Genomic DNA, 13062 nt, shown 5'->3' with positions numbered 1-13062 from the left:
TTGACCGAGTGCTAATCGCAGTCATAGTCTCAGGTCTGGCACTCACCGCAGGAGAGTGCCAATAGCGACGGGCAGGTCCGGCACCCGCGACGACGGATCCACCTGGTCGCCACCTCAGACAGTTAACCCCGTGAGATCTCCGAAGGGGGAGGTCGGATCGTGACGACCACCAGCTCCAAGGTTGCCATCAAGCCGCTTGAGGACCGCATTGTGGTCCAGCCGCTCGACGCCGAGCAGACCACGGCCTCTGGCCTGGTCATCCCGGACACCGCCAAGGAGAAGCCCCAGGAGGGCGTCGTCCTGGCCGTTGGCCCGGGCCGCTTCGAGAACGGCGAGCGTCTTCCGCTCGACGTCAAGACCGGCGATGTCGTGCTGTACAGCAAGTACGGCGGCACCGAGGTGAAGTACAACGGCGAGGAGTACCTCGTCCTCTCGGCTCGCGACGTGCTCGCGATCGTCGAGAAGTAATTCACCCGGCATTACCAGCATTGCAGTGAACTGCGCCCCTGGCCCCCGCGACCTTATGAAGCCGGGCGTCGGGGGCGCAGTTCGTTTCACCCACGTTTTCCGAGAGGGCTGAACCGCTCCCATGGCGAAGATCCTGAAGTTCGACGAGGACGCCCGTCGCGCCCTCGAGCGCGGCGTCAACAAGCTTGCCGACACGGTCAAGGTGACGATCGGCCCCAAGGGCCGCAACGTCGTCATCGACAAGAAGTTCGGCGCACCCACCATCACCAACGACGGTGTCACCATCGCCCGCGAGGTCGAGATCGACGACCCGTACGAGAACCTCGGCGCCCAGCTGGTGAAGGAGGTGGCGACCAAGACCAACGACATCGCGGGTGACGGTACGACCACCGCCACCGTGCTGGCCCAGGCGCTCGTCCGCGAGGGCTTGAAGAACGTCGCCGCCGGCGCGTCCCCCGCCCTCCTGAAGAAGGGCATCGACGCGGCCGTCGCCGCGGTCTCCGAGGAGCTCCTCGCGACCGCGCGCCCGATCGACGAGAAGTCCGACATCGCCGCCGTCGCCGGTCTGTCCGCCCAGGACAGCCAGGTCGGCGAGCTCATCGCCGAGGCGATGGACAAGGTCGGCAAGGACGGTGTCATCACCGTCGAGGAGTCCAACACCTTCGGTCTGGAGCTGGACTTCACCGAGGGCATGGCCTTCGACAAGGGCTACCTGTCGCCGTACTTCGTGACGGACCAGGAGCGCATGGAAGCCGTCCTGGACGACCCGTACATCCTGATCCACCAGGGCAAGATCTCCTCCATCCAGGACATGCTGCCGCTGCTGGAGAAGGTCATCCAGACCAACGCCTCCAAGCCGCTGCTGATCATCGCCGAGGACGTCGAGGGCGAGGCCCTGTCGACCCTGGTCGTGAACAAGATCCGCGGCACGTTCAACGCCGTCGCCGTGAAGGCCCCCGGCTTCGGTGACCGCCGCAAGGCGATGCTCGGCGACATGGCCGCGCTCACCGGCGCCGAGGTCATCGCCGAGGAGGTCGGCCTCAAGCTCGACCAGGTCGGCCTCGACGTGCTGGGCACCGCCCGCCGCGTCACCATCTCGAAGGACGACACGGTCATCGTCGACGGCGGTGGCGACACCGGCGCCGTGGCCGGCCGTGTCAACCAGATCAAGGCCGAGATCGAGAACACCGACTCCGACTGGGACCGCGAGAAGCTCCAGGAGCGCCTCGCGAAGCTGGCCGGCGGCGTGTGCGTCATCAAGGTCGGCGCCGCCACCGAGGTGGAGCTCAAGGAGAAGAAGCACCGTCTGGAGGACGCCATCTCCGCGACCCGCGCCGCGGTCGAGGAGGGCATCGTCTCCGGTGGTGGCTCCGCGCTCGTCCACGCCGTCAAGGTCCTCGAGGGCAACCTCGGCAAGACCGGCGACGAGGCCACGGGTGTCGCGGTCGTCCGCAGGGCCGCCGTCGAGCCGCTGCGCTGGATCGCCGAGAACGCCGGCCTGGAGGGTTACGTCATCACCTCCAAGGTCGCCGAGCTCGACAAGGGCCAGGGCTTCAACGCCGCCACCGGCGAGTACGGCGACCTGGTCAAGCAGGGCGTCATCGACCCGGTCAAGGTCACCCGCTCCGCCCTGGAGAACGCCGCCTCCATCGCCTCCCTGCTCCTCACGACCGAGACCCTGGTCGTCGAGAAGCCGGCCGAGGAAGAGGGCGACGCGGGTCACGGCCACGGTCACGGCCACTCCCACTAGGCGCAAGCCGCTTCCGGGCGGCCCGAGGGGGCGTACGTCCCTTTGAGCGCCCGGCGAAGGCCCGGTACCCCGTCTCGGGGGACCGGGCCTTCGTGCTGTCGTCGGCGCGGCCCGGCGCGGTCAGACCTCCAGCTGGTCCAGCACCCCGAGCTGGCCCATCAGCCCCAGCCGGTCGTACTGCCACCACCCCTCGACGACCTTGCCGTCCTCGCGGCACCGGTGAATGGTCATACCGGTCATGGTGACCTGCTTGCCGCTGGCCGGTATCCCCATGAAGTCACCCGTGTGGGTGCCGTTCCAGGTCCAGCGCGTACAGACCCGGTCGCCGTCGGAGATCTGGTCCTCGATGGTGAACACGAAGTCGAACCCGGCCCGCCACATCTCCACCTCGCGGCGCATGGCGTCCATCCCGATCACGTCCTGCTCGTTGGACGGATCATGGTCGTGGTAGTTCTCCGCGACGGTCTCGTCCCACGACGGCAGGGTGCCCTTCCCGGCGAGCAGTCCGAAGAGATTGCGGACGCTGGCCTTGTAGAGCCGCTCGTCCCGCACCACGTCGAGATCCGTGAACGTCGGCATCTCGTCACAGAGTGCCACCATCTCCCGGAAGATCCGGTCGGTCTCCGGAAGGTTCGAGTTCCGCATCGCCTCCTCGAAGGACGGAAACTCCACGATCTCGATGAAGTGCCCGGCGTCGTGCCGGTCCTTCCCGATCACGTTGTGCGTCGCGGTCCGCTTGCCCTTGGTCTGCTCGACCCAGGTGTCCATGAGCCGGTTCATCTCGTCGATCCGGCTGGTCTTGCAGTCGATCAGCTGTACGAAAGTCATGGCGCTGCCTCCCGGCACTTCGAGTCCGGTTGAATACGCCCATTTTAGTGAAAATCCCCTTCAGCCGTTTTTCAGCCGAAGGGGATTGTGCCGCTGCCTAAGTGTCCGTCCACGTCACCGCGCACGACCGGGCTCACTTCGGCCCGTACTTCCGCCCTGTCTTCGAACTGATCCCACTGAGCAACGCACGCGGTGTCACCTTCGCGACACCCATCAGGGCCTTGTAGCGCGGGTCCGGAATGGACAGCGACTTGCCCCGCGCCAGGTCGGCCAGCGCGGCCGTGACCACCTTGTCGGCGTCCAGCCACATCCAGTTCGGGATGTTGTCCGTCCCCATCCCGGCCCGCTCGTGGAACTCGGTCCGCACGAACCCGGGGCACAGCGCCATCAGCCGCACACCACTGCCGGACAGGTCCTTCGCCACGCCCTGCGTGAACTGCACGACCCACGCCTTCGACGCCCCGTACGTACCGCGCGGCACGAACGCGGCCGTGGACGCCACGTTGACGACACCGCCGCGCCCGCGCGCCCGCATGGACCCGGCCGCCGCCGACGTCAGCCGGAGCACCGCCTCGCAGTGCACCTTGAGCATCTTCAGCTCGTCCTCCATCGGTACGTCCAGATAGAGGCCCTTGTTGCCGAAGCCCGCGTTGTTGATCAGCAGGTCGACCGCGTTCTTGCGGTCCGAGAGGCGGGCGGCCACCGCCTCGATGCCCTCGTCGGTCGCCAGATCCGCCGTCAGCACCTCCGCCTCGATGCCGTGCCGGTCGTGCAGTTCGGTCGCCTGCTCACCGAGCCGCTTCTTGTCGCGCGCCACCAGCACGAGGTTGTGCCCGTCGGAGGAGAGCCGCCGCGCGAAGGCGGCACCGATGCCCGCGGTCGATCCCGTAATCAGAGCCGTTGTCATGGCCCAAGATTAGTGACCCGTCTCATGCTGTCCGTGCGCCGAACGACCCGAAAGTACCCCCGTCGGCTGTGCCTTCCCCACAACCTCCACAACGACGAACTGCCCCGTCATCTCCCGGCCTTCGCACTGCGGTGGACGGCGGTGGGATTTGCGCGGAGTGTCCGGACCGGCCGCCCCTCGCTGCCGGGCTCCTCCAACTCGACCGGCGGGACGCCGGTCTCAGCTCACTTCGCGTCCTGGCCGTACTTCTCCACGTACTCCCGCGCGTGCTTCAGCGCCTCCGGATGCAGTGCGTCCGACGCCTCCAACACCCGTGGCAGCAGGCCTCGTTCGGTCGTGACGGCGCGGAACTGGAGGGCGACGGTCACCTCGTGGTCGGGCCGGTGGACGATCTCGATCGGGTCGCCGGCCCGCAGCTCACCCGGCTCGATCACCCGCAGATACGCACCGGGTGCCCCCTTCGCGGTGAACCGCTTGACCCACCCCTTCTCGCCCAGATGGCCCTGGAAGGTGAGACAGGGAATCCGCCCGGAGGTGACCTCCAGGACGACCTCGGAGCCGACCCGCCAGCGCTCCCCGATCCGCGCGCCGGACACGTCGAGGCCCTCCGTCGTGAGGTTCTCCCCGAACATTCCGCTGGCCAGGGGCCTCCCCAGCTCGCGCTCCCAGTCGTCGAGGTCCTCGCGCGCGACGGCGTACACGGCCTGGTGGTCGCCGCCGTGGTGCCGCAGCTCGCACACCGCGTCCCCGGCGAGCCCGCTCGCGCCGACCCCCTTGGGCCCGGGCGCGGACACCCGCACCCGCCCGTCCACCGGACGCTTGTCGATCCCGGTCACACCCTCCGCCTGGTCCGTGTAGTTGACGGCCTTGGGGCGGCCAAGGTTCAGAGAGAGAAGCTTCATGACTGCACGCTAGGTGATCCGAGCCAAAGCCTCGACGCAATATTCGTCGCCGTATCCAAGATTCGCTTATGCTCGGAGGGTGATCGAGGCCCGTCATCTCCGTGTGCTGCGTGCCGTCGCCGCCACCGGCTCCTTCTCGGCGGCGGGGCGCGAACTGGGCTGCACCCAGCCCGCCGTCAGCCAGCAGATGAAGGCCCTCGAAGCCTCCGTCGGCACACCCCTGCTGATCCGCACGGGCCGCGAGATGCGGCTGACCCAGGCCGGCGAGGCTCTCGTACGGCACGCCGCGGGCATCATCGCCGGGCTGACGGCCGCCGAGGAGGAGGTCGCCGCGATCGCGGGCCTGCGGGCCGGCCGGGTCCGGCTCGTCTCGTTCCCCAGCGGCAGCTCCACGCTCGTACCGGCCGCGCTCGCCGCCCTGCGCGCCGCGCACCCCGGCACACGTGTCTCCCTGGAGGAGGCCGAGCCGCCGCGCTCGGTCGAGATGCTGCGCGAGGGCGACTGCGACGTGACACTCGCGTTCCGGTACGAGGGCGCGGCGGGCGCAGAGGAGTGGGACGACCTGGTGGTACGGCCCCTGCTCAGGGACCGGCTCGTCGGTCTGGTCCCCGAAGGGCACAGGCTGGCCCGCGCACGGACGGTCGCCATCGGCGAACTGGCCGACGAGCCGTGGATCGCCGGCTGCCCCCGCTGCCGCGGCCGGCTGGTCGAGGTCTGCGAGCGCGCGGGCTTCACACCCCGTATCGACTTCGCGACCGACGACTACCCGGCCGTGGTCGGCCTGGTGGGAGCGGGTCTCGGGGTCGCGGTCCTGCCGGAGCTCGCCATCGAGTCCGTACGCCCCAAGGGCGCGCGCACGGTGATGGTCGAGCCCGCCCTGCGTCGGGAGATCGTCGCGCTCACGCTGCCGGACCTCGCCCAGGTGCCCGCGGTGGCGGCCACGTTGGATCAGCTGGCCCGGGCCGCGGCGCGCTGACCCGCCGGAAAGTGGGGGCACGCGCGCGTGCCCGTTCGAAGAAACGTTCCTTCAGTGATGTGACGGAGTGCCTCCGCCGGACGCCGACGCCGACGCCGAGACCAGGCGGTTGCGCGCCCGCCCCATGAGTTCCTCGCGCTCGTCCTCGGTGAGGCCGCCCCACACGCCGTACGGCTCGCGCACCGCCAGTGCGTGTGCCGCGCACTCCGCGCGTACCGGGCACCTCATGCAGACCTCTTTGGCCGAGTTCTCACGAGCGCTCCGTGCCGCACCGCGCTCGCCCTCGGGGTGGAAGAAGAGCGAGCTGTCGACCCCGCGGCAAGCCGCGAGGAGCTGCCAGTCCCACAGATCCGCGTTGGGTCCGGGAAGGCGGGAGAAATCTGCCATTGCGTTGTCCCCTTGTAGCCGTTCTGGGCGGTTACGTGCCCATGACCGTACATCTACGATCTAAGGAGATGAAAATATGACTCATTGCGAATCTAGCCTCAGACACCAGTAAATGGGAAGAAAAGCGGCTAAATGGGGCATGGGTTGTGATGAAACCTTGAGGGTCCGCCGTGGGTGTCTCCACCGTGTCCGTGCCCTCACGTAGAGTGCCGAACGTGGCTCACCGCCCCGTAACTCTTTCGGGTGACCGTCGTTGGTAGTGCGGAGCGGTTGAAAGAACAAGCGCTCGGGCAAGCGTCCGAGAGCGTCAACCGCACAGGTGACGATTCGTACCAGCCTGGAGGCTCAAGGTGACGCGCATCAGCTGCGGAGGACGGCCATGACATCCGTCCTCGTCTGCGACGACTCCCCGCTTGCCCGAGAGGCGCTCCGCCGTGCGGTGGCGACCGTGCCCGGCGTAGAGCGCGTGACCACGGCGGCCAACGGCGAGGAAGTCCTCCGCCGCTGGGGTGCCGACCGTTCGGACCTGATTCTGATGGACGTACGCATGCCCGGTCTGGGCGGCGTGGAGACGGTCCGGCGGCTGCTGTCCGCCGACCCCGGTGCGCGCATCATCATGCTCACCGTCGCCGAGGACCTGGACGGTGTCGCGCTCGCGGTCGCCGCCGGTGCCCGCGGCTATCTCCACAAGGACGCCTCCCGCGCGGAGCTGCGTGCGACCGTCACCCAGGCTCTCGCCGACCCGACCTGGCGGCTCGCGCCGCGCAGACTGCGGTCGGCCGAGATGGGCGCCGCGCCGACGCTCACCGCGCGTGAGATCCAGGTCCTTGAGGGCATGAGCCACGGCCGGTCGAACGCGGAGATCGGTCGTGAGCTGTTCCTCTCCGAGGACACGGTCAAGACCCACGCCCGACGGCTCTTCAAGAAGCTCGGCGCCTCGGACCGCGCGCACGCGGTGGCGCTCGGGTTCCGATGGGGCCTGGTCCGCTAGGTGAACCGCCGCGGGGGTAGCGGGTGTCCCCGCCCGCCGCAGGGCGGGTGGGGCCGGGCCCGACAGGGGATCGAAAACGGCCGTTCGGGCGCCCGATCCCCGTTTCCCGGCGGATGCCGCATCCTTGAGGTGTGGAGTTCCTCGGGAACGAGTCGGTCGAGCGGGAGGGGAGGGCGCAGGAGATGAGTTCCGGCGCACCTGCTCATAACGCTTCGGTGCACAACTACGGACGCGGTGCCACGGACAGGACGACGCCAAGGCACCATGGACCGATGCGTGACGACGAGGCGGCCACTGCCCAAGGGGCAATCGGTGCGCTCGTCCATCGCGCGGTCGACGGAGACGAGCAGGCCACGCACGACCTGCTCGCCCATGTCCATCCCCTCGCGATCCGCTACTGCCGCACCCGTCTTTCCCGACTGCCGGGTGACGCACGGCACTTCGTGGAGGACCTGGCGCAGGAGGTCTGTGTCGCGGTGCTCCTCGCGCTGCCGCGGTACAAGGACACCGGGCGCCCCTTCGAAGCCTTCGTCTTCGCCATCGCCGCGCACAAGGTCGCCGATCTGCAGCGCGCCGCGATGCGCCATCCCGGCTCGACGGCGGTGCCGTCGGACGAGATGCCCGAGCGGCCGGACGACTCGCTCGGCCCCGAGGAGCGTGCCCTCCTCAGCAGCGACGCCGAGTGGGCCAAGAAGCTCATGGCCAACCTTCCCGAGAACCAGCGGGAGCTCCTCCTGCTGAGGATCGCGGTGGGCCTCACGGCCGAGGAGACGGGCCAGATGCTGGGCATGTCACCGGGCGCGGTCCGCGTGGCCCAGCACAGGGCGCTGAGCCGTTTGCGGGCACTGGCGGAGCAGTAGGCGGACTTCGCGGGCTTCTGAGTGCGGCCTCTGGGCGGGGCGCCGGGCCGACGTGGGGTTGGACCAGCCGGCCGATGCGCGGTTGAACGACCGGTGGGCCAAGCCGACGTGCGGTCGCACGACTGGTGAGCCGGCCCGTGGATCGCCGCGCGAGCCTTCCCGGCAGGGTGGGCTTTCTCATGAGTACGGCAAATTTTTTTCCGCCGCCCCGGGTGAGGCGCGGGGCGGCGAGGCAGGGCACGGCCCGCCCAAGGCCCGTGCCCCCGGCGGGCGGGCGCCGGATGAACGCGGCGGCCGTCCTCCACGTACGAAGCTACGAAGCCCAGGGGCACCCGTAACCGTGGAATGAGAGAGCCATGCTTCCCGTTAGCATGGACATCCGCACCGATCAAGGCCATTTGGGGAAGGTGTCATGACTGCAAACGTCGACGGAGTGCCCGAGAAATTCGCGACACTCGGGCTGACCTACGACGACGTGCTGCTGCTGCCGGGCGCATCCGAGGTGCTGCCCAACGCGGTCGACACCTCGTCCCGGATCTCCCGCAACGTGCGCGTGAACATCCCGCTGCTGTCCGCGGCGATGGACAAGGTCACCGAGTCGCGCATGGCGATCGCGATGGCCCGGCAGGGCGGTGTCGGCGTACTGCACCGGAACCTGTCCATCGAGGACCAGGTCAACCAGGTCGACCTCGTGAAGCGCTCCGAGTCCGGCATGGTCACCGACCCGATCACGGTGCACCCGGACGCGACGCTCGCCGAGGCCGACGCCCTGTGTGCCAAGTTCCGCATCAGCGGCGTGCCGGTCACCGACGGCAACAAGAAGCTGCTCGGCATCGTCACCAACCGCGACATGGCCTTCGAGACCGACCGCTCCCGTCAGGTGCGCGAGGTCATGACCCCGATGCCCCTGGTCACCGGCAAGGTCGGCATCTCGGGCAACGACGCCATGCAGCTGCTCCGCCGCCACAAGATCGAGAAGCTTCCGCTGGTCGACGACGCGGGCATCCTCAAGGGCCTCATCACGGTCAAGGACTTCGTGAAGGCCGAGAAGTACCCGAGCGCGGCGAAGGACGGCGAGGGCCGCCTCCTCGTGGGTGCCGCCGTCGGCGCCAGCCCCGAGGCACTGGACCGGGCGCAGGCGCTCGCCGAGGCCGGTGCGGACTTCCTGATCGTCGACACCTCCCACGGGCACAACAGCAACGCCCTCAACTGGATGGCGAAGATCAAGTCGAGTGTCGGCGTCGACGTGATCGGCGGAAACGTCGCCACCCGTGACGGCGCCCAGGCCCTCGTCGACGCCGGTGTCGACGGAGTCAAGGTGGGCGTGGGCCCCGGCTCGATCTGCACCACCCGCGTGGTCGCCGGCATCGGCGTCCCGCAGGTCACCGCGATCTACGAAGCCGCTCTGGCGGCCCGCGCCGCGGGCGTCCCGGTGATCGGCGACGGCGGACTGCAGTACTCCGGAGACATCGGCAAGGCGCTGGCCGCCGGCGCCGACACGGTGATGCTCGGCAGCCTCCTCGCCGGCTGCGAGGAGTCGCCCGGCGAGCTGCTCTTCATCAACGGCAAGCAGTTCAAGTCGTACCGCGGCATGGGCTCGCTCGGCGCAATGCAGTCCCGCGGCCAGGGCCGGTCGTACTCGAAGGACCGCTACTTCCAGGCCGAGGTGGCCTCCGACGACAAGCTCGTGCCCGAGGGCATCGAGGGCCAGGTGCCCTACCGCGGCCCGCTGGCCAACGTGCTGCACCAGCTCGTCGGCGGTCTGCGCCAGACCATGGGCTATGTGGGCGCCGCCTCCATCGACGAGATGGAGACCAAGGGCCGCTTCGTACGGATCACGTCGGCGGGTCTCAAGGAGAGCCACCCGCACGACATCCAGATGACGGTCGAGGCGCCGAACTACAGCCGTAACCAGTAGTCATTTCAGCAGTCGCCATCCAGTCGGCATCGTGCTCCACGCGCGCGTGGAGCACGGGAAGCACGGACAAGGGCGGTCCCGGAGGCTCCGGGACCGCCCTTGTCGTGGGTGTCGGGGATACTGGGAGGCGCAGAAGCGAAGAGGGAAAGGCCACACACGTGACTGAGATCGAGATCGGGCGCGGCAAGCGCGGCCGCCGGGCGTATGCCTTCGACGACATCGCCGTCGTCCCGAGCCGCCGTACGCGAGACCCGAAGGAGGTCTCGATCGCCTGGCAGATCGACGCCTACCGCTTCGAGCTGCCGTTCCTGGCCGCCCCCATGGACTCGGTCGTCTCGCCGGCCACCGCCATCCGTATCGGCGAGCTCGGCGGCCTGGGCGTCCTGAACCTCGAAGGCCTCTGGACGAGGTACGAGGACCCGCAGCCGCTCCTCGACGAGATCGCGGAGCTGGACGTGGACTCCGCGACCCGCCGTCTCCAGGAGATCTACGCGGCCCCCATCAAGGAGGAGCTGATCGGGCAGCGCATCAAGGAGGTGCGCGACTCGGGCGTGGTCACCGCGGCCGCGCTCTCGCCGCAGCGCACCGCCCAGTTCTCCAAGGCCGTCGTGGACGCGGGCGTCGACATCTTCGTCATCCGCGGTACGACGGTGTCGGCCGAGCACGTGTCCGGTGCCTCCGAGCCGTTGAACCTGAAGCAGTTCATCTACGAGCTGGACGTCCCGGTCATCGTCGGCGGCTGCGCCACGTACACGGCGGCCCTGCACCTGATGCGTACGGGCGCGGCCGGTGTCCTCGTCGGCTTCGGCGGCGGCGCCGCGCACACCACGCGCAACGTGCTGGGCATCCAGGTCCCGATGGCCACCGCGGTCGCCGACGTGGCCGCGGCCCGCCGCGACTACATGGACGAGTCCGGCGGGCGGTACGTGCACGTGATCGCGGACGGCGGTGTCGGCTGGTCCGGCGACCTCCCCAAGGCGATCGCCTGCGGTGCCGACTCCGTGATGATGGGCTCCCCGCTCGCGCGCGCCACCGACGCGCCCGGCCGTGGTCACCACTGGGGCATGGAGGCCGTCAACGACGAGCTGCCGCGCGGCAAGAAGGTCGACCTCGGCACGGTCGGCACGATCGAGGAGGTCCTCGCCGGACCCTCGCACACACCCGACGGTTCGATGAACTTCTTCGGTGCACTGCGGCGGGCCATGGCCACGACCGGCTACAGCGAGCTCAAGGAGTTCCAGCGCGTCGAGGTCACGGTGGCGGACTCGCAGCACAAGCGGTAGCCGCACGGCACTTCGAAGGGCCCGGGCCGAGGTGGTCCGGGCCCTTTCGTGTGCCCAACTGGGCCTCGTGGGGCGCGTGGTTGCGTTCGGGGCGAATGCGCGTCTGAAGGCCGTTTCGGGGCGGTAACGTCCCTGTTCGGCGCCCCAGTTGTGTGGGGTGCCCCCTTCCAAGGACATGGTTCCGGACCCCGGCCGTCGGGGCCCGGCCCGAGTTCCGACGTGCTGCCCAACGGGCCTCTGGGTGGCGTCGTGGAAGGGGGCGCCCATGGGCCGCCATCGCAAGCCCACCCGCTGGGACCGGATCCGTCTGTGGACGGTGAAGTGCCGGAGGAGGTGGATCTTGCGAATTTTCGGATGGTGAGCGGCCGCCCCTAAACGCAATAGGGGCGGACACTCTGTGATCCATCCTGGGGCCTGCCGCAGTGTCCGCTGCGGTGGGCTCCACCTTTTGTACGGTACCGGCGTGGAGCGCTCCGTGCCACCAGCCCCAGAGGCTCGGGACCGCCCCGCGCGCCCCCGGTCACAACCTGTGCGCCGCCCCCGTGGGCGTAGCCCCCCGCGTGTCCAGCAACAGTTGCGCCTTCACCGACAGCCCCTGCAGGTCGTACGTGCGGTGTTGCTGGAGGAGGATCGTCAGGTCCGCGTCGGCTGCCGCCTCGTAGAGGGAATCCACGCGGGGGACCGGGCGGTCGAGGATGCTCCAGGACGGGACGAGCGGGTCGTGGTAGCTGACGGCGGCGCCGAGTTCCATCAGGCGGGTCGCGATCTCCTTGGCGGGGGAGCCCTGCTGGTCGGCGTGGTCGGGCTTGTAGGTGATGCCGAGGAGGAGCACGCGTGCCCCGCGGGCGGACTTGCCGTGCTCGTTGAGGAGCGTGGCCGCGCGCTGGATGACGTACTGGGGCATGTGGTTGTTGACCTGCTGGGCCAGTTCGACCATGCGCAGGGAGCGGGTCCGCGGGCCCGCGAGGTCCCGGGGGACGGCGTGGCCGCCGACGCCGGGGCCGGGGCGGAAGGCCTGGAAGCCGAACGGCTTGGTCTCTGCGCAGCGGATGACGTCCCACAGGTCGACGCCCAGATCGTGGCAGAGGACCGCCATCTCGTTGACGAGGGCGATGTTGACGTGCCGGTAGTTGGTCTCCAGGAGCTGCACGGTTTCGGCTTCTCGTGGTCCACGCGCGCGTACGACCTTGTCGGTGAGGCGCCCGTAGAAGGCGGCGGCCGACTCGGTGCAGGCGGGGGTGAGGCCGCCGATGACCTTCGGGGTGTTGGCGGGGGTGTGGTCGCGGTTGCCCGGGTCGACGCGGCTGGGTGAGTACGCGAGGTGGAAGTCGCGGCCCGCGCGGAGGCCGGAGCCCTCTTCGAGGAGCGGACGGAGGAATTCCTCCGTCGTACCCGGGTATACGGGTGACTCCAGGATCACCGTGGTGTGCGGGCGCAGGTGTGCGGCCAGGGTGCGGGCGGCGTCGGCCAGTTGACCCAGGTCGAGCGCGCCGTCGGCGCCACGTGGGGTCGGCGCGCAGATGACCGCGGTACGGACCCGGCCGAGTTCGGCCGGGTTGGTGGCCGGCCGGAAGCCCGTCGAGAGCATCCGGCGCAGGTCGGCGGCGGCCAGTGGCGCGGGGTCGCCGAACTGGTAGCCGAGTGTGGGGACGCCGGCGGTGACGGCGGCCTGGGCCAGGGGCAGGCCGAGCTGGCCGAGACCGATGACGGCGAGATCTGCGGGCATGGCGGTGGGCCGTCCTTCCCAGTAACCGAAGGGGGACAAGGGCGCAAGCCCTGTGGACAGAACGGG

At 69.4% G+C, this 13062-nt stretch carries 12 protein-coding genes; 7 read left to right on the top strand and 5 right to left on the bottom strand.

All coding sequences use genetic code 11. From position 1 onward, the window contains the following. Positions 1–159: 159 nt before the first annotated feature. Both groES and groL read left to right on the top strand, forming a co-directional pair. Positions 160–468, top strand: a complete 309-nt coding sequence (groES, locus tag OG718_RS23680) for a co-chaperone GroES (protein ID WP_015035628.1) — start codon at positions 160–162, stop codon at positions 466–468. Between the two features lie 121 nt (positions 469–589). After that, positions 590–2218, top strand: a complete 1629-nt coding sequence (gene groL / locus OG718_RS23675) for a chaperonin GroEL (RefSeq protein ID WP_143639114.1) — start codon at positions 590–592, stop codon at positions 2216–2218. Positions 2219–2338: 120 nt separating this feature from the next. On the opposite strand, the gene OG718_RS23670 is transcribed toward groL, so the two are convergent. The 3 genes from OG718_RS23670 to OG718_RS23660 form a co-directional block, all read right to left on the bottom strand. Then, positions 2339–3046 (bottom strand): ester cyclase, encoded by a 708-nt coding sequence (locus OG718_RS23670; protein ID WP_143639116.1) that lies wholly within the window; start codon positions 3044–3046, stop codon positions 2339–2341. 133 nt (positions 3047–3179) lie between these two features. After that, positions 3180–3953, bottom strand: a complete 774-nt coding sequence (locus tag OG718_RS23665; protein ID WP_143639118.1) for an SDR family NAD(P)-dependent oxidoreductase — start codon at positions 3951–3953, stop codon at positions 3180–3182. 224 nt (positions 3954–4177) lie between these two features. Continuing rightward, complete coding sequence (locus OG718_RS23660; protein ID WP_143639119.1) at positions 4178–4855, bottom strand: MOSC domain-containing protein; 678 nt, start codon at positions 4853–4855, stop codon at positions 4178–4180. A gap of 79 nt (positions 4856–4934) precedes the next feature. On the opposite strand from OG718_RS23660, the gene OG718_RS23655 reads away from it, so the two are divergent. Continuing rightward, positions 4935–5831 (top strand): LysR family transcriptional regulator, encoded by an 897-nt coding sequence (locus tag OG718_RS23655; RefSeq protein WP_328845106.1) that lies wholly within the window; start codon positions 4935–4937, stop codon positions 5829–5831. 51 nt (positions 5832–5882) lie between these two features. Here the strand turns inward: OG718_RS23655 and OG718_RS23650 are convergent, their stop codons facing one another. Next, the gene (locus OG718_RS23650) at positions 5883–6218 is read right to left on the bottom strand and encodes a WhiB family transcriptional regulator (RefSeq protein WP_143639121.1); all 336 of its coding nucleotides are present in this window, start codon (positions 6216–6218) and stop codon (positions 5883–5885) included. A 379-nt stretch (positions 6219–6597) separates the two neighbouring features. On the opposite strand from OG718_RS23650, the gene OG718_RS23645 reads away from it, so the two are divergent. The 4 genes from OG718_RS23645 (at position 6598) to OG718_RS23630 (ending at position 11270) form a co-directional block, all read left to right on the top strand. Beyond that, positions 6598–7209, top strand: coding sequence for a response regulator transcription factor (locus tag OG718_RS23645; RefSeq protein ID WP_003948568.1), 612 nt, complete (start codon positions 6598–6600; stop codon positions 7207–7209). A 272-nt stretch (positions 7210–7481) separates the two neighbouring features. Beyond that, positions 7482–8069, top strand: a complete 588-nt coding sequence (locus tag OG718_RS23640; RefSeq protein ID WP_055612680.1) for a sigma-70 family RNA polymerase sigma factor — start codon at positions 7482–7484, stop codon at positions 8067–8069. A gap of 412 nt (positions 8070–8481) precedes the next feature. Then, entirely contained in the window at positions 8482–9987 is a 1506-nt protein-coding gene (guaB, locus tag OG718_RS23635) for an IMP dehydrogenase (protein WP_055612679.1), read from the top strand. Between the two features lie 158 nt (positions 9988–10145). Then, positions 10146–11270, top strand: a complete 1125-nt coding sequence (locus tag OG718_RS23630) for a GuaB3 family IMP dehydrogenase-related protein (protein WP_143639123.1) — start codon at positions 10146–10148, stop codon at positions 11268–11270. Between the two features lie 520 nt (positions 11271–11790). Here OG718_RS23630 and OG718_RS23625 read toward each other — a convergent pair. Then, positions 11791–12996, bottom strand: a complete 1206-nt coding sequence (locus tag OG718_RS23625; RefSeq protein ID WP_143639125.1) for a nucleotide sugar dehydrogenase — start codon at positions 12994–12996, stop codon at positions 11791–11793. Positions 12997–13062: the final 66 nt, after the last annotated feature.

The sequence above is a fragment of the Streptomyces sp. NBC_00258 genome, assembly GCF_036182465.1.
Taxonomy (GTDB): Bacteria; Actinomycetota; Actinomycetes; order Streptomycetales; family Streptomycetaceae; genus Streptomyces.
This window is presented reverse-complemented; position numbering and strand designations above follow the sequence as displayed.